The sequence below is a fragment of the Dactylosporangium sp. NPDC049525 genome (assembly GCF_040676755.1).
Classification (GTDB): Bacteria; Actinomycetota; Actinomycetes; order Mycobacteriales; family Micromonosporaceae; genus Dactylosporangium.
In genome coordinates this window covers 1-20,784 of the sequence record NZ_JBFAPO010000053.1, presented here as the reverse complement: position 1 = coordinate 20,784, position 20,784 = coordinate 1, and the positions used below count along the sequence as shown (strand labels likewise).

General features: G+C 73.3%; 14 protein-coding genes and 1 pseudogene. 11 read left to right on the top strand and 4 right to left on the bottom strand.

Annotated features, from left to right (window positions below):
• The first annotated feature begins 169 nt into the window (after positions 1–169).
• From AB0K00_RS44775 to AB0K00_RS44755, 5 genes are all read left to right on the top strand, one after another.
• Positions 170–3,019 (top strand): BTAD domain-containing putative transcriptional regulator, encoded by a 2,850-nt coding sequence (locus AB0K00_RS44775; protein WP_363534826.1) that lies wholly within the window; start codon positions 170–172, stop codon positions 3,017–3,019.
• A gap of 503 nt (positions 3,020–3,522) precedes the next feature.
• Positions 3,523–4,983, top strand: coding sequence for a M1 family metallopeptidase (locus AB0K00_RS44770; protein ID WP_363534823.1), 1,461 nt, complete (start codon positions 3,523–3,525; stop codon positions 4,981–4,983).
• 191 nt (positions 4,984–5,174) lie between these two features.
• Positions 5,175–6,224, top strand: a complete 1,050-nt coding sequence (locus tag AB0K00_RS44765; RefSeq protein WP_363534820.1) for a zinc finger Ran-binding domain-containing protein — start codon at positions 5,175–5,177, stop codon at positions 6,222–6,224.
• 54 nt (positions 6,225–6,278) lie between these two features.
• Entirely contained in the window at positions 6,279–7,367 is a 1,089-nt protein-coding gene (locus tag AB0K00_RS44760) for a hypothetical protein (protein WP_363534817.1), read from the top strand.
• 76 nt (positions 7,368–7,443) lie between these two features.
• Entirely contained in the window at positions 7,444–9,660 is a 2,217-nt protein-coding gene (locus tag AB0K00_RS44755) for an Hsp70 family protein (RefSeq protein ID WP_363534814.1), read from the top strand.
• 109 nt (positions 9,661–9,769) lie between these two features.
• Here AB0K00_RS44755 and AB0K00_RS44750 read toward each other — a convergent pair whose 3' ends face one another.
• Positions 9,770–10,078, bottom strand: coding sequence for a hypothetical protein (locus AB0K00_RS44750; RefSeq protein ID WP_363534811.1), 309 nt, complete (start codon positions 10,076–10,078; stop codon positions 9,770–9,772).
• Between the two features lie 120 nt (positions 10,079–10,198).
• On the opposite strand from AB0K00_RS44750, the gene AB0K00_RS44745 reads away from it, so the two are divergent.
• Positions 10,199–10,717 (top strand): PASTA domain-containing protein, encoded by a 519-nt coding sequence (locus AB0K00_RS44745; RefSeq protein WP_363534808.1) that lies wholly within the window; start codon positions 10,199–10,201, stop codon positions 10,715–10,717.
• Between the two features lie 24 nt (positions 10,718–10,741).
• On the opposite strand, the gene AB0K00_RS44740 is transcribed toward AB0K00_RS44745, so the two are convergent.
• Together AB0K00_RS44740 and AB0K00_RS44735 are read right to left on the bottom strand one after the other, a co-directional pair.
• Positions 10,742–11,242 carry a YcxB family protein gene (locus AB0K00_RS44740; protein WP_363534805.1) on the bottom strand — a complete coding sequence of 167 codons (501 nt, stop codon included), beginning with the start codon at positions 11,240–11,242 and terminating at the stop codon, positions 10,742–10,744.
• A gap of 80 nt (positions 11,243–11,322) precedes the next feature.
• On the bottom strand, positions 11,323–13,356 hold the full coding sequence (locus AB0K00_RS44735) for a cell wall-binding repeat-containing protein (protein ID WP_363534802.1): 2,034 nt from the start codon (positions 13,354–13,356) through the stop codon (positions 11,323–11,325).
• A 392-nt stretch (positions 13,357–13,748) separates the two neighbouring features.
• Between AB0K00_RS44735 and AB0K00_RS44730 the strand changes: the two genes are divergently transcribed.
• From AB0K00_RS44730 to AB0K00_RS44715, 4 genes are all read left to right on the top strand, one after another.
• Positions 13,749–14,846, top strand: coding sequence for an endoglucanase (locus AB0K00_RS44730; RefSeq protein ID WP_363534798.1), 1,098 nt, complete (start codon positions 13,749–13,751; stop codon positions 14,844–14,846).
• Between the two features lie 110 nt (positions 14,847–14,956).
• A complete protein-coding gene (locus AB0K00_RS44725) occupies positions 14,957–16,429 on the top strand; it encodes a hypothetical protein (RefSeq protein WP_363534795.1) in 1,473 nt (490 codons plus the stop codon).
• A 118-nt stretch (positions 16,430–16,547) separates the two neighbouring features.
• Positions 16,548–17,747 carry a helix-turn-helix domain-containing protein gene (locus AB0K00_RS44720; RefSeq protein ID WP_363534792.1) on the top strand — a complete coding sequence of 400 codons (1,200 nt, stop codon included), beginning with the start codon at positions 16,548–16,550 and terminating at the stop codon, positions 17,745–17,747.
• A gap of 119 nt (positions 17,748–17,866) precedes the next feature.
• Complete coding sequence (locus AB0K00_RS44715; RefSeq protein ID WP_363534789.1) at positions 17,867–18,895, top strand: TerC family protein; 1,029 nt, start codon at positions 17,867–17,869, stop codon at positions 18,893–18,895.
• Between the two features lie 45 nt (positions 18,896–18,940).
• Here the strand turns inward: AB0K00_RS44715 and AB0K00_RS44710 are convergent, their stop codons facing one another.
• The gene (locus AB0K00_RS44710) at positions 18,941–19,489 is read right to left on the bottom strand and encodes a GNAT family protein (protein ID WP_363534786.1); all 549 of its coding nucleotides are present in this window, start codon (positions 19,487–19,489) and stop codon (positions 18,941–18,943) included.
• Positions 19,490–19,574: 85 nt separating this feature from the next.
• Here AB0K00_RS44710 and AB0K00_RS44705 point away from each other — a divergent pair.
• Positions 19,575–20,784 (top strand): annotated as a pseudogene (locus AB0K00_RS44705) (hypothetical protein); the annotation flags it as partial.

Below are 20,784 nucleotides of genomic sequence, written 5' to 3'. Positions count from 1 at the left end.
AAATTGGTTGTCAGGCGATGAGCAGTTACATTGCAGGTAACTTGCAATGCGCAGGAATGTCCACTGGATGCGGTTTGTCGGATCTTGAGCAACGCCAATTCCATCGGTTACGAACTGCACGGTTGCCGCACAATGGAACGGGGGTCGACGCAAGCAAAGGGGGCGGTCGGTGCGGTTTGTGATTCTGGGCTCCACCGCGTTGCACGCCGGCGGGGAGCGGATCTCGATAGGCGCCGCGAAGCAGCGCGGGCTCCTTGCCCTGTTGCTCTATCACGTCGGTGAACCGGTCGCCGTCGACACCATCGTGGAGCATTTGTGGGATCGCGGTGATCCAGAGGAGTATCGCGGCAGCCTTTACTCAATGGCAAGCCGGATCCGGGCGGTCCTGAACCGGGTGGACCTGCCCCGCGCATTGGTCAGGACGGCCGGAATGCAGGCGTACCGGCTGGAGGTCGACCGGGACCTGATCGACTTCCACCGGTTCCGCCGGCTGGTGCGCGAGGCGCGGGCCAGCGGGCACGAGTCCCAGCGCTCGGTCGACCTGCTGGAGGAGGCGGTCGGCATGTGGCGCGACGAGCCGCTCGCCGACCTGCACGGCGCGCCGTCGGAGCACCTGCGCCGCCAGATGCGCGAGGAGCTGCTCGACGCGGAGAAGGCCCTGGCAGGCGGCCAGGTCCGGACCGGCCGGCACCATGCCGCCCTCGCCCGGCTGGAGCCCCTGCTGCGGGCCAACCCCCTCGACGAGGTGCTCGCCCGGCACTGGGTCTCCGCCCTCGCCGCCACCGGGCACGACGACGACGCGCGCGCGTTCATCGCCGGTTTCCGCCGCCGGTTCCGCCGGGAGATGCGCACCGACCCGGCGGTCGGGTCACCGGCGCCGGCCCGGGCCGACCGGGAGGCGGGGCCGGCGCCGCACGACCCGGCGGCCGGGCCGCGGCAGCTGCCCGGTGACGTCGGCGACTTCGTCGGCCAGCAGGAGCTGCTCGCGGAGCTCGACGACCTGACCGCGCACGGCAGCGTCGTCGCGGTCTCCGGCATGCCCGGCGTCGGCAAGACCACCCTGGTGATCCACTGGGGGCATCACCGCCGCGACCGGTTCCCGGACGGCCAGCTGTACCTGGACGCCAACGCCTACGGCGACGCCCCGCCGGTCGACCCGGCCGAGGCCCTCGGACGGTTCCTGCGCGCCCTGGACGTGCCCGCGGACCGGGTCCCGGTCGGCCTGGAGCAGCGCCGGGACCGGCTCAACCAGCTGCTCAGCGGCCGGCGGATGCTCATCGTCCTGGACAACGTGCTGGACTCCGACCAGGCCCGGGCGCTGCTGAGCACGTCCGGCACCTGCGTCACCGTCATCACCAGCCGCAACCGGCTGACCGGCCTGGTGGTCCGGCACGGGGTCCGCGCGATCACGGTCGCGCCACTGCCCGAGCCCGACTGCGTCGCCCTGCTCAGCCGCATGGTGGGACCGTCGCGGGCCGGGGCGGAGCAACCCGCGGTCCAGTCGCTCGCACGGCTGTGCGGCGGCCTGCCCCTGGCGGTCCGCATCATCGGCGAGCACGTGGCGGCGCGCCCGTGCGTGCCGATCGGTGACCTCGTCGAGGACCTCGCCGGGCACCTGATGGACAGCGACGGCGACGAGGAGGCCAGCCTGGCGGTGGTGTTCGCCTGGTCCTACACCGCCCTCGCGCCGGACCTCGCGCGCACGTTCCGCGTCCTGGGCCTGCACCCGGGCCGCACCATCGCCACCGAGGCGGCCGGCGCGCTGCTGGGGGTGCCGCCGGCGAAGGTCCAGCGGCTGCTCGACGCGCTCGCCAGGACGCATCTCATCAGCTATGAACGCGTGCGCAGGTACCGGTTCCACGACCTCGTCCGCCGGTTCGCGGCCGCCCGGGCCGCGGAGGAGGAGCCCGCACCGCGGCGCCGGGCCGCCATGCTCCGCCTCCTCGACTGGACCGTCCTGACCGCCGCCAACGCCGCGGCGCGGCTCGAACCCAACTCGCCGCCGGTCCCGGACCTGCCCGGCCCCACCGACCCCGAACCGCAGTCGTTCGGCACCACGGCCGAGGCGATGGCCTGGTGCGAGGCCGAACGCGACAACGTGGCCGTGCTGACAAGGTGGGCCCTGGACAACGGATTCCACCGGCACGCGTGGCAGCTGCCGAGCGTGATGTACGAGATCCTCGACCGCTTCGAACGCCAGAGCGACATGCTCGAGCTGCTCACGAACGCCAAGGTCGCCGCGGAGCGGGACGGCCATCCGGTCGGGCGGATCGGCACGACCAGCAACCTCGCGTCGGCCCACTTCGCGCTGCACGCCTACCGTCAGGCGCTCACGCTGTTCGAGGAGGCGCTGCAGATGGCGCACCGCGCCGGCGACCAGGACGCGGTGACGTACATGCTGCACAACCTGGCCACGGTGAACCTGAAGTTGGACCGCGTCGCGGCCGCGACCGAGACGCTCGGCCAGGTGGTCGACATCGCCCACACCCGCGCCGACCACCACACCGAGGCCGCGGCGCTGCACCGGCTCGGTGACGCGCACCGCATGAGCGGCCGGCAGGATGAGGCCGCCACCGCCTACCTGCGCGCGCTCGACCTCCGGGTCAGGCTCGAGTCCCTTCGCGGGCAGGCCGTCACCCACGGTGCGCTCGCCACGCTCTACCTGGAGACGGCCCGGCACGAGGCGGCCCTGCGGCATTGCCGGCTCGCCCTGGACCTGCACTCGTTGACCAGGGACGAAGCGGCGCTAGGAGACATCCTGGCGACCACGGCCGACGTCGAACGCCTGCTGGGACGGCTCGACGAGGCGGAGCGCAGCGCCCGCGGCGCGCTGACCATCGGCGCCGGGCTGGACGACCCGCTGCTGCGCTGCCGGGCCTCCGCGGTGCTCGCCGACGTCCTGCAGGCGGCGGGCCGGAGCCGCGCGGCGGGAATGGCCCGCGTGGAGGGTCTCCGGCTCACCGAGGACCTCGACGACCCGGTCGTCGGCGAACTACGCCGCCGGCTCCTGCAAACATGAATGAATTGACGAATTAAACTTCATCTAAACCATTTGCAACCCACTCGTGGTTGCGCAACGTGACGACTGCGGGCGCCGGTGATCTACATTGGCGCGGTGATCTTAGGATTTCTCGCAGCAGCCACTTACGTAGCGGCCATCGTGGTGCCCGTCATTATCGAAGTAACGACTTGGATAAAACTCCTCTAGTCGCGAGTAACGCCGCGTAGGCAAGACCATACCCGATTGCCAGGTGTGGCCACAAGCCTCCACGGAAATGCGGTCGCGTGCCCGGCCCGCACCGGGTGCGCGACCGTCCAGGACCTGATGCGCGGTGTTTCATTGCGGGCCGCCGACGCAGCGGCCGAGCAGGTTTCCCGGCTCGCACACCGCGGCGAGCGTGCGATCCCAGTCCCAGTCCCGGACCCGGCGGGACGATCCGGCACCGAACGGTTACCGAACCTCCACAGGACCGCCACCCGGCGGGACAGCAGGCGAGGGCCGCTCGTGTTTACGATCTTGCGGTGCGCCGACCCCTTCTGTTCGCGGTGCCGCTGGTTGCCCTCATCGCCGGCTGCTCACCCGACCCGTCCCCGACCACCGACCCGAGCCCCAGCGTCACGGCCGCCCCCAGCCCCGCCGGTCCGGACTACACCGCCTGGGCCGCCGGGCGGTCCACGCCGGTCGCCGATCCGCTGTACCCGGCGTACGGGCACGCCGACGTCGACGTCCTGCACTACGGCCTCGAACTGGACTGGGCGCCGGAGACCAAGACCCTGACCGGGACGGCGACCCTGCGGCTGCGGGCCGTGAGCGACCTGACGGCGGTCCGGCTGGACTTCACGCAGGCGTACACCCTCGACGGGGTCACGCTCAACGGCGCCACCGTCGCCGGGACGATCGCCGACAACGACCTCACCGTGCCCGGCACCGTCGCCAAGGACGCGTACGCGACGCTCGTCGTGAAGTATCACGGGACGCCGGCCACCGTGCCGATGCCGTCGCACCGCACGGACACCGAGCCGCTCGGGCTCACCGTCGCCAAGGACGGCGGGCTGTGGACGATGCAGGAGCCGTACGGCGCGTCCACCTGGTACCCGTCGAACGACCAGCCGTCGGACAAGGCCCTCTACGACATCGCCGTCACGGTCCCGGCCGGGTGGTCGGCGGTGGCCACCGGCGCCGCCAAGCCGCAGGAGGGCAACACGTTCCGGTACGTCGCCGCCGACCCGGTCGCGACCTACCTGACGACGCTCGCCGTCGGCAAGTACCAGAAGGAGACGGCGGAGGGGCCGCGCGGCGTCCCGCTCACCTACTGGTACCGGCAGGGCACGGACGACAAGCTGCTCCCGGTGATCAAGAAGTCGCCGCAGTTGCTGGCGTGGCTGGAGCAGCGGTTCGGGCCGTACCCGTTCGCCAGCGGCGGCGTGGTCATGGTCCCGTCGGCGTCCGCGATGGAGACCGCGCAGATGGTCACCATGGGCACCCCGGACTACGGCACCACGAAGACGGCGGAGATCGCCCGGTACTTCGAGGACGACCTGCTGCACGAGTACGCCCACCACTGGTTCGGCAACACGGTCGGCCCGACCAGCTGGACGGACCTGTGGCTCAACGAGGGCTGGGCCACGTACGTCCAGCACCTGCACTCCAACGAACGGGACAAGATCACCGCGAAGCAGTGGGAGGACTGGGCCCGCGGCGTCGACAGCCGCCTGCGCGCGAAGCTCGGCCCGCCCGGCAGCCCGAAGGCGGAGAACTTCGCGGAGAGCAACGTCTACACGTGCCCGGCGCTGATGCTGCACCAGATCCACAAGCAGCTCGGCGACGACGCGTTCTTCGCCCTCGCCCGCGAGTGGGCGCAGCAGCACCGCAACACCACGCAGGACCGGGCGTCGTTCATCGCCTTCGTCAACAAGCAGACCGGCAAGGACTTCACGGCGCTGATCAACACCTGGCTCGACTCGCCCACCACCCCCAAGTAGCCGCAGCCGCCCCGGCCCCGGCCCCCGCCGCCGTGCGGGGACCGGGGCCGCAGATCGTCGTGGCGGTTCGTGCGCCCGGACGGACGGTGCGTGACGGTGCCCGTCCGGGTGCCGGCGACGACGATCGACGTGCCATCTCTGCCGATGCGACCGATGCCCGCTCAACGTGACCTCGCGCTTACCTTGAGCGCATGTGGACCTGTTCGGATTGCGGCACCCGCAATGCCGGCGTCGAAAGCTGCGAGGTCTGCGGCGCGCCCCAACCGTCATCGGCCGTCGTGATGACGAAGCCGCCGCCGGGGCCGGCCGCCGCCGCCCCACGCGCGGCGTGGCCGGAGCCGCCCGCCGCCCCGCAACCGGCGTCGTCGTGGGCGCAACCGGCGTCGTGGGCGGAGCCGCCCGCCGTCCCGCAACCGGCGTCGTCGTGGGCGGAGCCGGCGTCGTGGGCGGAGTCGGCGTCCTGGCCGGAGCCGGCGTCGTGGCCGGAGCCGGAGGCCGCCGCCCCGCCACCGGAGCAGGTGCCGGACCAGCCGGTCACCCTGCGGCGCGCCGTGGCGCAACCCGTCCCGGTGCAGGGCATCCCGCGGACCCGCCGGCGGCCCTGGCTGGTGCCGCTGCTCGCGATCGTGGTCGTCGTGGTCGGCGCGGTCGGGTTCCGGGCCGTCGCGACGAGGAGCGACGACGAGGAGCCCGGGCCGCCGCCCGTCGCGGAGCAGGCCCAGGTGGACCCGGTCACGACGGCACCCCGGACCCGGGCCGCTTCCACGCCGGTGGACGAGCTCACGCCGCAGTACCAGTCCACAGCCCCGGAACCGGTCCGGTCCGTCGGCGTGGTGACCGTCGCCGACGGGCTCGACCCGGCCGTCGCGCGGGACGTGGCGCAGGTCTTCGACACGTACTTCACCGGGATCAACAGCCACGACTACGCCGCCGCGCTGTCGGTCTACGACCCGGCCGGCATCGTCAACCCGAACAACCCGAAGTCGGTGGCCAAGTTCAGCGACGACGTCGCCACCAGCTACGACGACGACATCACCCTGCGGTCGGTGGCGGCCGACACGACCGGCAAGGGCGTGCTGCAGGCGCGGCTGACGTTCCGCAGCCGCCAGGACTCCGGCAAGGGCCCAGTCGGCCGGCCGGCGGAGACCTGCACCCGCTGGGACGTCACGTACGTGCTGTCCCAGCCCGCCGGGCGGTACCTCATCAAGGCCGGCAACGGCGCGTCCAACGCCCCCTGCTGACCACCCGGCGGCCCGGCGGGGGTGTGTGTCCGCGCGTTCGCCACCGACTTCGCGGTGACCGGAGGGCCGGTGCGGCCGGGCAGCCGCCCCTACGCCTACGTGCCGCTGTTCGGTGGGGGCACCGCGTTGTCGTACCGGCTCGTCGTCGGGGACCGGCAGGTGCGTGACCTCCGCCTGTCCGGGGCGACCATCGCCAAGACCTTCACCAACCAGATCACCGACTGGAGCGACCCGGCGGTCACCGCGGACAACAACGGGCGGCGGTTCCCGCCGGTGCCGATCATCCCGGTGCTGCACGCCGAGGGCTCCGACGAGAGCGCCCAGTTCACCGCGTACCTGGCCGCCCGGTTCCCGCAGCTGTGGGGGCCGTTCAACGGCGGCGACGCGACGGCGACGGAGTTCTTCCCGCGGCGCGGTGCGGCGGTGGCGTTCAACGGGTCCGACGGGGTGGCGCAGTACCTGATGCAGCGCCTCGACGACGTCTACACCAACGCCGACCGCCGGGCCTACCCGCTGTCGTCGTACACGTACGCCGTCCTGCCGACGGCCGCGAACGACCAGCGGATCACCTCGGAGAAACGGCAGACCTTCGCGGACTTCCTCGACCACGCGATCTGCGGCGGGCAGGCCGCGCTCGGCGGGCAGGCCGCGCTCGGCGTGCAGGCCGCGCTCGGCGTGCAGGGGTACGCGCCGCTGCCGACGAACCTCGTCCTGGGGCACCCGGCGCAGGCGACGGATCCGACCGGTCACCGGCACGCGTGGGTCTTCACCGGTACCCTCGGCGGCGTCTCGGTCGACGACAGCCGGCCGGGCATGCCCGGGTGGACCCTCGCCGGGCAGGCCACCGACTTCGTCAACGGCGCGACGACCGTGCCGGCCCGCAACCTCGGCTGGACGCCCGCGCTGGTCCCGCTCGGCAGCGACGCGGAGGGCGCCCCGGTCGCCGGGCCGCCGGCCGCGCCGGCCCTGCAGCAGGCGTCGAGCACCGGCCTCGCCGAGCCCGGCACGGTCCTCGCCGCCGCGCCGCAGGGCAGCGGCCTGGGCGTCCAGCAGATCGCCGCCGGCATGGCGCTGTGGATGCCGGACACGGCACCGAAGGGCACGTACACCGCGACGCTCACACTCACCCTGATCAGCGCCTGACCCGCCGCGGCCGCCGGCGCGTGACGTCAGTTCGGCGCCCCGGCGGGGTTGTGGGCGTCGGCTAGCATCACGGGCCGTGACACCTCTGGGTGGGACGGTGCTGGGAATCGACTTCGGCACCACGCACACGGTGGCGGTCCTCGGTGACACGCCGCTGCTCTTCGACGCCTCGCCGCTGCTGGTCTCGGCCGTGGCGGCCGCCCCCGACGGGGGGCTGCTCACGGGGCGCGACGCGCAGCGTGGCGCGCTGCAGGACCCGAGCCGGTTCGAGCCCAACCCGAAGCTGCGGGTCGACGAGGGCCGGGTGCTGCTCGGCGGCGTCGAATACGAGGTCGAGGAGCTCGTCGCCGCGCCGCTGCGGCGGGTCGCGGCGGAGGCCGCCCGGGTGCTCGGCGGGCCGCCGGCCCGCACGGTGCTGACGTATCCGGCGTCGTGGGCCGCGCGGCGGCGCGACGTGCTGCTGCGGGCGGCGGGGCGGGCCGGGCTGCCGGACGTGTCGCTGGTCCCCGAGCCGGTCGCGGCCGCGGTCCACCACGCGGCCGGGCTGTCCCGTCCGGTCCGTGCGGGCGCGGTCGTCGCCGTGTACGACCTCGGCGGCGGCACGTTCGACGTCACCCTGCTGCGGCACGACGCGCCGGGCTGGTCGGTCGTGGCGACCACCGGCCTGGAGAACGTCGGCGGGATCGACCTCGACGCGGCGCTCGTCGATCACCTCGGCGCGACCGTCGGTGCCCGCGAACCCCGCCGCTGGCGGCGGCTCGTCGAGCCGGCGGACCCGGCCGGGCGGCGGGTGCTGCAGGCGTTCCGCGACGACGTGCGCGGCGCGAAGGAGCAGCTGTCGCGGGCCGCGTCGACGGTCGTGCGGGTGCCCGGGTTCGAGGTCGACGCGTACCTGTCGCGGGAGGAATTCGAGGCCGTCGCCGGGCCCTGGCTGACACGGACGGTCGACGTGCTCGCCGCCCTCGCCGCGCAGGCCGGCGTGGCCCGGCTCGACGGGCTGTACCTGGTCGGCGGCTCCAGCCGCATCCCCCTCGTCGCGACGCTGCTGCACCGGCGCTTCGCGGTGGCGCCGACCCTGGTCGAGCAGCCGGAGCTGGTCGTCGCGCTGGGCAGCGTGCACGTCCCGGCCGTGCCGGAGCCGGTGCCGCCCGCGGCCGTGCTGCCGAGCACCTCGGCCCACCCCCTCGCCCCACCCCCGGCCACCCACGCGACGACGACGACCACCACCACCCCGCCGCCGTTCGCGTCGCCCGCGCAGCCGCCGCCCGCGCCCTCGTCCACACAGCCGCCGCAGGCACCGGGGTGGCACGGGGCGCCGCCGGCCGCGGTGCCGCACCGCGTGGTCACGCCGGGACGCGGCCGGACCGGACCGGTCGGCGCGGCGGTGGCGGTCCTGGTCGTCGTGGCGCTGCTGCTGGCCTGGCAGCACGACTGGGACGGGTCCGACGACGGGCAGGGCGACCGCTCCTCCGGCAGCACGGCCGGCAGCACCGCGGGCAACGGCGCCGGCAACGGCGGCAAGCAGAGCCTGCGACTGGACAAGACCGCCTTCTACGCCGGGTTTCGGATCGACTTCGTCGCCGTCACCTACGAGCCGGGCGCCGACGGGCCCGTGCGGGTCGAGCTGAAGGTCGGCAACCGCGGGCGGGAGGACGCCGACCTGCTGCACATCACGGTCCCGATGACGGTGCGGTTCGGCGACACGGCGGTCGAGGGCAACTACGTCGAGACGCGCCGGGTCGGCGCCCGCTCGGACGCCGACGCCGTCATGGCGTTCCCGGTCAGGGGCGCGGTGCGCCTCGCCGACGGGGTGCTGACCGTCGGCGACAACGACCGGCTCACCTCGCAGGTCCCGTTCAAGGCCGGTGCCGCCGTCACGACCCTGCCGCCCGCGCAGATCCTGGCACCAGCCAGGGTCGTCACCGACGGGCTGACGTTCACCGACGTCACCTGCGAGCTGCGCGGCGACTTCCTCGACGCGCACCGGCAGGTCAGCGCGAAGGAGCGGGCGATCGGCTGCTCGTTCAACGTCTCCTACAGCGGCACCCGCTACGCCGGTGTCGGCCCCGACGGGCTGCGGCTGGTGATGCCGGACGGCAGCGTCCGCGCGCCCGAGCGGTATCCGGCGTTCCACCTCGCCGACGGCGAGGAGCGACGGGACCAGTCCGTCGAGTTCGTGTTCGGGTGGCCCGTGCCGGGCGAGGGTTCCTTCGCGCTGCGCGTGTTCGACGGCGACCTGCGCACCCCCGACCGCAAGGACCTCCCGCTGACCGTGCCGAAGGCCGGGTCGTGAAGGCTGGGGTCGTGAAGGCTGGGTAGTGACGGCCGGTCATAAAGGCCGGGTTGTGCAGGCTGAGCCCGGGCCGGCCGTCCGCCGTGCCGGACGGACGGCCGGTGCCGTGCTACGCGTTGTTGCGGGCGCGGACCGCCTTCACCACGTTGATGATCAGCAGCACGGGCACGACGAACACGTACCAGGCGATGATGATCGTGTCGCCGGGTCCGGTGAAGCCGAGGATGTACACGGCGTAGCCGAGGAAGGCGACGCCGAGCACGAGGTTGAGCACCCGCTGGCCGGTCGACTTGAGGCCGAGGCCGATGGCGCCCACGATCAGCAGGATCACGCCGCTCAGCGCGAGCAGGCCGACGTAGGCCAGCTCGGTGCCCGCGCTCATCTCGAGCGCGGCGAGCGGTGGTGCGGCAGTGAACATAGGGGTTTCCTCCGGGGGTGGAGTGATGAGGGCGGCACAGCTTAGAGCGCGGATCGGCGGTTTCGCTGCCCCGCTCGTCCCCCGATTGCCGTGCCGGCGCGGGCGGGGCAGAATCCGGCGGTGACCTCTCCAGAGCAGCCGTCCAACGCGCCGTGGCAGCGTCGGCGCCGGGTCGTCGTCGGCGCAGTCGTCGCGGTCATCGTGGTCGTGGCGGTCGCGGCCGGGCTGGCGGTCGCCGGCCGGGACCCGGGTGGGAGCGACCGGGCCGCGGGAGCGGCGACGTCCGCAGCGGTCGACTCAGGGGGTACCGGCGGCGCGGCGACCACCTCGTCGGGCCCGGCGCCCGCGGTCACGCCCGCCACGACACCACCGGCGGCAGGCACCGCACCCGCCGCGACGGCGACGTCCGGGGCGGCGGTGCGGGCGGTGGTGCCGGTCCTGGTCGGGAAGAACGCGGCCGCGGCCCGCATCGAGCTGGAGCGGCTCGGGTTCAGCGACGTCCGGTTCGGCTCTCAGGACGCCGGGGACCCCGACGTGGTCCTGCCGCAGAACTGGACGGTGACGCGGCAGTCGACGGCCGCCGGCGCGCAGGTGCCGACGGACACCACGATCACGCTCACCTGCACCCGAAGGGTCTGACGTCAGCGGAGGCGGTCAGGTGGGTCAGGCGGGGGAGCTGGGGAGGTTGTCGCGCTCGGCCAGGAACCCGCGCAGGGTCTCCTGGTCGGCGGCGGACATGAACTGCTGCGGGATGACCGTGTAGGGGGTCCGGCCGGTGAACAGCACCCAGAAGCCGCGGAACTCCGTCACCCGGGTGACGTCGTCCCAGTCGAGGTCGCCGTGCTCGGTGCCGCTGCGCATCGTCACGGTGTCGTCGTTGATGTCGTAGCCGCCGTCGACGGCCAGGCCGTCGAGGCGCTTGCGGGCGGCATACCGCGCCCAGACCGGGAACAGCATCGACAGCACGCCGACCACCACGATCATCGTGAAGATCGGGCTCGCGTCGAAGTCCCGGCCGCCGATCGGCACCCACAACCCGACCAGCCCGACGGCGATCAGCCCGAAGCCGATGTACCGGTACTTGCGCAGGTACACGTCGCTGAGCACGGTGGCGACCCGGGCGGCGTACGCCGGGTCCGCCGGGACGTCGAATCGGATGTGCACGCGGTCTCCTGCCGTCGGTGATGGCGGCAACGATACCGACCGGGTCGGCGCGTCCACGACACACCAGCCCGGTGGGGTGCTCAGCCGCCGGCCGTCTCGGGCCTGCGCCGCTTGGTGCCGGGGATCGCGGTGCCGGACCTGCCGCCGGCGAGCGCGTGGCGTTGCGCGCCGCCGGCGGTGAGGGTCTTCGCCCGCAGGGCCGCCGGCGTGAACGTCTCGGTGTACTGGACGTACTCGTAGTTGCCCGGCACCCCGATGGCGTTGCCCAGCGGGGCGATGAGAGCGTCGTTCAGCGCGAGCGGGCCGCCCAGCAGCGTCGCGTACTTCAGCGACGAGGAGTTGCGGGCGAAGTAGTCGCGGGTCGCGGCGCTGAGCGTGCCCGGCGTGGACAGCAGCAGCGGGCCGAGGTTCGCGCCGATCATCGCGCCGCCGGTGAGGGCGTCGTACCAGGTCGACGCGGTGGCGACGGCGGCGGTGCGGGGCGGGTCGAAGAAGAACTCGGCGACCGCGATCGCGGTCTCGAACTCCGTGGCGCCGAAGACGGGGAAGTAGTCGATTTCGTCCGGCCAGCTCGGCATCTGGTTGTTCTGGTACCCGCCGAGCAGCGCCCGCACGCCGGGGCCGCCGACGCCGATCATCGCGGTGCCACCGGCGGCCTGGTAGTCGGGGTTGAGCGTGTTGAGGTACGCGGCGGTCGCCGCGGGCATGGCGTCGCCGGCGGTGAGCACGATGACGGTGCCGGGGTTCGCGCCCGCGGCGGCGCCGGCGGCGAGGGCGTCGTAGTACTTCAGCGCCGTGGCGACGATGACCGCGTCCGGGTTCGGGGTGATCGCCTTCGCGACCGCGACCGCCGTGGCGTACTCGTCCTGGCCCCAGAGCCGCACGATCTGGTAGCCCAGCGCCTTGACCTGGATCTCGACCTTCGCCGTCAGAGCGACGGTGCCGCCCAGCAGGTAGACGGTGCCGGAGCCGCCGAGGACGCGCTGGAGCTCGGCCTGGGTCGACGGGTGCAGCCAGTCGCTCGGCGTGATGAGCAGCGGGCCCTGCTTGTTCACGGCGAGCGCGGAGCCGCCGAGCGCGTCGAAGTACAGGTCGTCGCGGGACAGCACGACGGCCTTCGCCGGCGCGCGCAGGCCGTCGTCGACGCCGTGGTCGGCCCAGTTGTACCGGGACGTGGCGACCGCGGTCTCCAGCGCGGTCTGGCCCCAGACCCGCTCGACGACGTTGGTGGTCACCGGCTGCCAGGACGGGCCGTAGCCCTCGGTGATCGTGACGACGGCCTTGCTGGCCACGTCGATCCGCTTGATCAGCGAGTCGCTGCTGAAGAGGATGGACTGGCCGTCGGGCGACCAGACCGGGGTGGAGTTCGCGGTGCTGCCGGTGTTGGCGACGGTGGTCAGTTGCACCTGGTTCGAGCCGTCCGCGTTGGCGATCCAGATCTGGTTCTCGAGGGTGCCGTCGGTGGTGCGGCGGAACGCGATCTTCGTGCTGTCCGGCGAGAAGTCCGGCTCAATCCCCCGCTCGATGATCTTCGTGATCGTGGTGAAGCCGTCGATGCGGTAGATGTCGGGCACGCCGTTGCCAACGAAGTACCGGTGGAAGACGACGGTGCCGTCGCTCGCGACTGCGGCGCCGCCGTAGTAGCTGCCGTCATCCGGCACGCTGATCAGCTGCTCGCCGATTCGTGAGGTTCCGCCGGCGTTGACGATCGACAGCTTCGAGAAGTTGCTGTAGATGACGTACCGGCCGCCGTAGGCGTACACCGGATCGAACACGGAGTCGCCGCCGGTGCCCGGGGTGAGTGACTGGTTGCCGGTGCCGTCCGGCCGGATCGACGACGGCCCGTGGTTCGCCGACGCGTACACGAAGCGGCTGCCGTCGGGTGCCCAGTTGCCCGAACCCATCAGCGTGCCCGCCACGAGCAGGCGGGCGTTCTTGCCGTCGGCGTCGGCGATCCAGATGTCCGAGCCGCGCTTGAAGGTGATCCGGCCGGGCAGCCCGGCCGTCGACGCCCGCGCCGCCCGCTGCCCCAGCGTGAGCGTGGGCGCGGCCACCGCCGCGGTGGCGGCCACGGCGCCGAGCATGGCGGAGCGCCGTGTCAATGCGAACGTCAATGTTCCTCCCCGGTGCGGCCGGCCAGGTCGCAACCGGCCGGTGATCATCGCGAGGAGTGTAGGGGCCGCACCCGCGTTCCGGCGTGCCCGTGCGGCCGGTCTGTGGGGATGCGTGCGCACTTGTCCGATGTGCTGCGCGGCACCTCGATCCGGGCACCGCGGTCGCAACGCCCCACCGGGGTCACATCCGCCGGTGGCGGCACCGTTCCGGCAACCTCCGGGCATCCCGGGCCCCTCGGGCGTCCCCCGAATGGATGTCCACTGTGGACGGTCTGAGCGTGGGGCGGGCACCCCAACGGCAACCCGCGGCGAACCGGGGGCGCTCCGGCCGCCCCGGAATCTTATGGAGGTCAGGCCGCCGGGGCCCGACGCCAAGACAGGGGAGATTCGACTTGACGTTCGCCACGCTGAACTCCGACCGTATCCGTCGTGCCGTCCGCCGGCTCCTGCCGTTCGGTGTCCTCGCAGCCGGCGTGCTCGCCGGTGCCGGCACCGGCCAGGCCGCGTTCGCCGCCGACGCTGCCACGGCCGCGGGCTCGCAGTGCACGGTGAACGCGAAGCTCGTCCCGTCCTGCGGGGTGCTGTGGGGCGCGGCCGCCGGCGGTTTCTCCGACGTGGCGCGGGACGAGGCGCTCAAGACGTTCGAGCGCAAGACCGGCCGGACCGCTGCGATCTACCACACCTACCACAAGGGCAACGAGCTCTTCCCGACCAAGGACGAGGTCGCGATGACCGCGGACCCGGTGAAGCCCCGCACCCTGATGCTCAACTGGAAGGTCGCCTACGGCAGCACCTGGGCGAAGGTCGCCGCCGGCGCCCAGGACGCCCGGATCGACAAGGAGGCCGCCTACCTGAAGGCGAACTTCACCAAGCCGTTCTTCCTGGTGCTGCACCACGAGCCGGAGAACGACGTCAACCCGAAGGCCGGGTCGGGCATGACCGCCAAGGACTTCGCCGCCATGTACCGGCACACGATCCTGCGCCTGCGCGCCGCGGGCGTCACCAACGCCGTGTCGACGATCGCGTACATGAACTACGAGAAGTGGAACAACTCGCCGTGGTGGGCCGACCTGTACCCGGGCGACGACGTCATCGACTGGATCGGCGTGGACTCCTACCTCAACGCGCAGCCCGGCGGCTTCCACAGCGGTGACTTCACCTCGCTGATGAACCGCACCACCGGCAACCAGACCTCGAAGTACCCCGGCTTCTACACGTGGGCCACCACGAAGCACCCGGGCAAGCCCGTCATGGTCGCCGAGTGGGGCGTGTACGACTCGTCCGCCAAGGTCGCCGGCGTCAACAAGGCCAATGTGTTCGACACGGTGCTGGGTGACCTGGCCGCGATGCCCGCGATCAAGGGCCTCGTGTACTTCGAGACCGCCCGCGACCAGTCCGGCCACGACATCCGCGTCGACGACACCCCGCAGGCGCTGACCGCGTTCCAGCGCATCGCCGCCGACCCGCGCTTCGCCGTCACCGTCAAGTAGCCACCCCCGGCGCTGCACGTGACCGTCAAGTAAGCCACCCCCCGGTGCCGAAGGCCGTCCAGGACCCCCGTCCTGGGCGGCCTTCGCGGTTGCGGTGCACACTGTCCGCCATGAGCGACGCGCCGCAGGTCCCCACGGGGGTCGTCATCCCCACTGTCGACGGGAAACCGAGCACGTCGGCGCTGGGCCGGGCGGTCGTCGCCGACGCGCTGCGGTCCGTGGCACCCGACTGGGCCGCCGACGCCGCGGCCACCAGGGACTGGCGCGGCGACTACCTGCGGCACTTCCACCGGCTCGTCGAGGCCGGGCTGCCCTCGCGCGAGGCGGCACTCACCGTGGCCGCCGACGGGCTCGCGGCGCTGCGTTCGCGGATGCGGTACCGGATGAGCCCCGACACCGCCGAGCAACCCCTGGAAGCCGCGTTCGACGCGCCGGCCGGTGACCCGTTGCGGACGGTCACCGTCGCGGGGTCGGGGGAGGTGCGGCGCGAGCTCGTCGTGCCGTACCGGGGCGAACGACTGCACGGCGCGAGCCTCGAGCGGCAACTGGACGCCTGGGTCGCCGGCGGCGTCATCGAGGTGTCGTGCGCGGAGGCGCTGCGCACCGTCGCCGCCAACCCGCAGTGGCTGGCGCTGGAGGGCCGGCCGGTCGTGGTGCTCGGCGCCGGCGCGGAGATGGGGCCGCTGACGGCGCTACTGCGCTGGGGTGCCGACGTCGTCGCCGTCGACCTGCCCCGGCCCGCGATCTGGCAGCGGCTCCTGGAGACCGCGCACCGCTCCGGCGGCCGGCTGCACGTGCCCGTCGCCGGCGCTGCGGAAGGTGAACTGCACCAGCGGGCCGGCGCGGACCTGCTGCACGACCTGCGCCGGGTCGCGGACTGGCTGGGCGACGTCGACGGCGCGCCGGTGCTGGGCAACTACGTGTACGCCGACGGCCCGCTCAACGTCCGGGTCGCGATGGCCGTCGACGCGCTCACCGTGCGGCTGCGCTCGCTGCGCCCCGACCTGGCCCTCGCGTTCCTGGCCACGCCGACCGACGTGTTCGCCGTGCCCGACGACGCCGTCGACGAGTCCGGCCGCCGGTACGCGGGCGCGAAAGGCGTCGGCCGGCTCCGTGGCCCGCTGCGGGTCCTCAGCGGCGGCCGGCTGCTCGCCCCCAATTACCCCGCCGGCCGGTACCCGGGGATCAACGACAGCCTCGTGCCGCAGCAGGGCCCCAACTACGCCCTTGCCAAACGGCTCCAGCGGTGGCGGGCGGCACACGAACGCGCCGCCGGGGCCACGGTGTCGCTGACGGTCGCCCCGGCCACCCGCACCCGCAGCGTGCTGAAGAACCGGCTCCTGGCCGCCGCGTACGCGGGCGCGCACCGCTTCGGCATCGAGATCTTCGAACCGGCGACCAGCAACACGCTGATGGCCGCACTGCTCGTGCACGACCTGCACGCCCCGCGCCCCGCCGGCACCCACCCGTGGCAGGAGGAGGCGTACGCGGCGGCGCACGGCGGCCTGTGGCGAGGGCCGTACGCCCCGCGCAGCGCCCTCGGCATCGCCGTCCTCTTCGGCATCGGCGTCGCCCGCGGCTGACCGGCTTGTAGCCTGATTGCTCAGGCTGCTTGGGCCTGGCCGCTCGGGCTTCTTGGGCCTGGTTCGCCCGGGCTTCTGCGCCTGGTTCGCCCGGGCGGACGGTTTGTGGGGTGAGCGGATGGTGGGTGCCCGTCGGTCGCACGGCGACGTGCCCGACCTGGACCGGATCGCCGCCGCCGCGTCCGGTGACGCCGGTGGGGTCGACCCGGCGCTGCTCGGTGGGTTCCTGCCCGCGGTCGTCGCGGCGACCGACGCCTCCCGGCGGCTGCGGCGCAGGGAGCTGGAGGCGTGCGCGGCGTCCGGGCGGCGGGCGGCGGTGCAGGGGGTGGCGCTGCGCGCGCTGGTGGACCTGTACCTGTCGGCGGCGTGGCGGCTGTGGCGGGACGTGCCGGAAGTGGCCGCCGGGGACGCCGAACGGGTCCGGGGTGCCGCCCTCGCCGTGCTGCGGGCCGCCGACGACGGCGTCGCGGCGCTCGTGGAGGGGTTCCAGCTCGCCCGCGCCGACGTGATCCGGCTGCAGGAGTCGGTCAAGCACGACGTGATGGAGGCGCTGCTCGCCGGCGGGCAGCTGGCGATCGAGGCGACCGGGCCGGCCGCCGACATCGGGCTGACGCTGTCCGGGCCGGTCGCCGTGCTCGTCGTCCGCCGGCCGGCCGGGTTCGGCGGCCCCGACACGGCCGCCACCCCGGGGCGCCTCGAACGGGCGCTGCAGGGCCGCCATGGCGACGCCCAGCCGCTCGTGCTCATCCGGTCGGGTGATCTCGTCTGCGTGTTCGCCGCGCCCGACGCCGCCGCGGTCCAGTCGGTGCGTGACGTCGTCGTGCGCGAGCTGGACAGCCAGACCAGGGCGGGGCGCGACACCCGTTCGTGGCGGGGCGCGGTCAGCAGCCCCAGGATCGGCGCGGCGGCGGTGCGCACCAGCCACGACGAGGCCCGGTACGCCCTGGACCTCGCCGACCGCCTCGGCCTGGAGCAGCCCGTCGTCGACGCGCGGGACCTCACCATCTACCGGGTGCTGCTGCAGGACCTGCCCGCCGTCCACGACCTGGTCCGCAGCACCCTGACGCCGCTCACCCGGGCCCGCGGCGGCGCCGGTCACCTCATCGAGACCCTCGACGCGTACTACGCGACGGGCTGCGTGGCGACCGAGACAGCGGCCCGGTTGAACCTGTCGGTGCGGGCCGTCACCTACCGCCTGGCGCGCGTGGCAGAGTTGATCGGGAGAGACCCGACCGACCCTGCCGAGCGGCTCACCCTGCACGCCGCGGTGACGGCCGCGAGACTGCTCGACTGGCCCGCCACGGCCCTGGAGGGCTGAGCCCTTCTTTGCCGGTCGTCGGCAACGTACGCCGGGCGGATTGTCCGGTGACGGACCCGGCGCGGCACCCCGATCACGAGCGACGCTGGAACCCAGACGAGTGACCATCTGGAGGCATCATGCTCGATGTGCCGATCTGGCTGTGGGCGACGTTCGGCATCGGTGTCGTCGTCATGCTCGCCGTCGACCTCTTCGCCCACCGCAAGGAACACGTCATCGGCTTCCGCGAGGCGGCCCGCTGGAGCGCGGTCTGGGTGACGCTGTCACTCGCGTTCGCGGGCCTGGTCTGGGCGACCCTGGGCGCGGAGGCCGGCGTCGAGTTCACCACCGCCTGGCTGCTGGAGAAGAGCCTGTCGGTCGACAACCTGTTCGTGTTCGCGCTCATCTTCGGCTATTTCGCCGTGCCCAAGCAGTACCAGCACCGCGCGCTGTTCTACGGCGTCATCGGCGCCCTCATCTTCCGGGCGATCTTCATCGCGGCCGGCGTGGCGATCATCAGCAAGTTCACCGTCGTGCTGTTCGTCTTCGCGGCGATCCTGCTGTGGAGCGCGTACAAGCTGGTGAAGGACAGCGAGGACGACTACGACCCGAGCACGAACGTCGCCGTCCGGCTGGTGCGCAAGATCCTGCCGGTGCAGGACGAATACGTGGGCGCGAGGTTCTTCGTCAAGAAGGCCGCGAAGTGGGTCGCCACCCCGATGCTGGTCGTGGTGGTCGCGATCGAGGCCGCCGACCTGGTCTTCGCCGTCGACAGCGTGCCGGCCGTCCTCGCGGTCAGCGACGACACGTTCATCGTGTACTCGTCCAACGCGTTCGCGATCCTGGGCCTGCGAGCGCTGTACTTCCTCCTGGCCGGGATGCTGGACCGCTTCCGGTACCTGTCGAAGGGCCTCGCGATCATTCTCGCCTTCATCGGCGTGAAGCTGATCCTGCAGGCCGCGCACAAGACGATCAGCACCGCGATCCCGGAGATCCCGTCGCTGGTCAGCCTGGCGGTCGTGGTGGTCGTCCTGGCGGCGTCGGTGGTGTTCAGCCTGCGCCACCCGCCGGAGCCCGAATCGCCGCCGCCTTCGGTGGAGTCCGGTTCGCCGCCGGAGTCATCGTCGGGGTCCTCCGACGTGGAGCGTTCCTCGCGGTCCTTGCCGTAGCTGGAAAGGGGCGGCGGTCCACCCGGGCCGCCGCCCTTCGCTGTGTCAGCCGGCCTGCCGCGCCTCGGTTGCCAGCAGCGACCAGATCTCCAGGTCGTGGCGGACGCCGAGGTACGGGTACACCTCCCGCAGCACACCGTCCAGGCGCATGCCGAGCCGCTGGGCGACGGCACTGCTGGCGACGTTGTCCGGCCGGCAGTGCCACTCGACGCGGTGGATGCCGCGGGTGTGCACCGCCCAGTCGATGAGCACCCGCGTCGCGCGGGTGATGAGTCCCCGGCCCTGCCCGGCCGGCTCCAGCCAGCAGCCGAGCTCGCAGGTGCCCGCCTCGGCGTCGAACGCCACGAACATGGTGCCCCCGACGAGCGTCCCGTCCAGCCAGATCCCGAACAGCCTGCCGGCGTCGCGGGCGGCGAGATCTGCGTACCGCTGCAGCGTCGCCGTGGCAGAGTCCAGGTCGGTGCTGACCCCGGCCCACGCGATCCACGGGTCCACGGTCGCCCGCGCCCGGTCCATGTGCGCGAGGAACTCCGCGGCCTGCCACGGCTCGAGCGGCCGCAGGTCCGCCCCTTCGGCGAGTGGAACACTGAACATGATCCGTACGCTACAACGCCCCGTTTTCTGTCGGGGGGTCTCGCTATGGTGGCGCCGTCGGGGTTCGAGCGACGGGGGGCTCGTGATGGCAGGCGTTTCCGGTGAGGACGTGTTCGAGGTGCCGGCGGCGTGGTCGCGGCACGTCGTCCCGCGTCGCGGCGCCCCCGGGCCTGCCCTGACGGTGGCGCCGGCCGTCGACACCGACCTCGCCGGGGAGCTCGACCGGACCGTGGCGCGGCTGCCGGCGGTCCTCGGGCACCCCGAGACACCCGCGCCGATCGCGGCCGCCGGCCTGGAGTTCGTGGCACGCCCCGCGGCCGCGTCACCGCTGGGGGCGGCCGTCGCCGTCGCCGCGCTGCCCCGGCGCACGGCCCGCGCACCGCAGGCGGCGTTCGACTCGCTGGTCGACGTGTGGGTGTCCGGCGCCGGCGTGCGGCACACGGCGCGGGTCGTCGCCGAGGTCGCCGGGCTGTACGCCGGTTCCGGCCGCACCGGCGCGACCGACCTCGTCACCTGGGCCGCCCCCGACAGCCCCCGGCAGGCGTTCCTGCGTGACATCTGGACCCGGCTCGCGCTGCGGCTGCGGGCGCACCTCGCCGCCGCCGACGCCGACGAGCACGCGGCGGTGGTGGCCGACCTCGCCGCCCTGCGCGACGACCCGCGCCCGCTGCGCCGGGTGACGGCGTCGCTGCTCGCCCCGACCGTGACCACCTGGGTCGACAAGGACTGCGCGACATTCGCCGACGCCACCGACGAGACGTTCTGCCGGCTGCTGCTGCCAGCCGCCGGCACCCGCGGGCAGCTCGACGTCCTGCTGCGGGTGGTGGCGCCGCACTGGCTGTTCTGGGACGAGCCGACGATCCTCACCCTCGCCGCGGCGATCGGGCCGGACCTCGAGCCGGTCCTGCTCCACCTGCTGCGCACCGAGGCGCTGTCCGCCGACCCGGTGGCGTGGACGGCCGGGATCCTGGCCGCGTTCCCGACCGACACCGCGTTCGACGCGCTGGCGGAGCGCTCCGGCTGGCGGCCGGTCCAGCCGGCCCTCGCCGCGGCGATCCGCCGGTTCCCGGACCGGGCGGTGCGCCGCCTCGCCGAAGGCCCCGCGCACCCCACGGTCGACGTGCTCCTCGCCGCGCACGTCCGCGCCGACCCGGCCCGCGCCACCCGGCTGCTGCCGGACCTCGGAGAGCCGGCGGCGGCGCGGGTCCGGGCGCTGCTGCACGTCGACGCCGGTCCCGTCGCCGCGCCCGGCGCGGTCCCGGCGGTCCTCGCCACCCCGCCGTGGACGGTCCGCC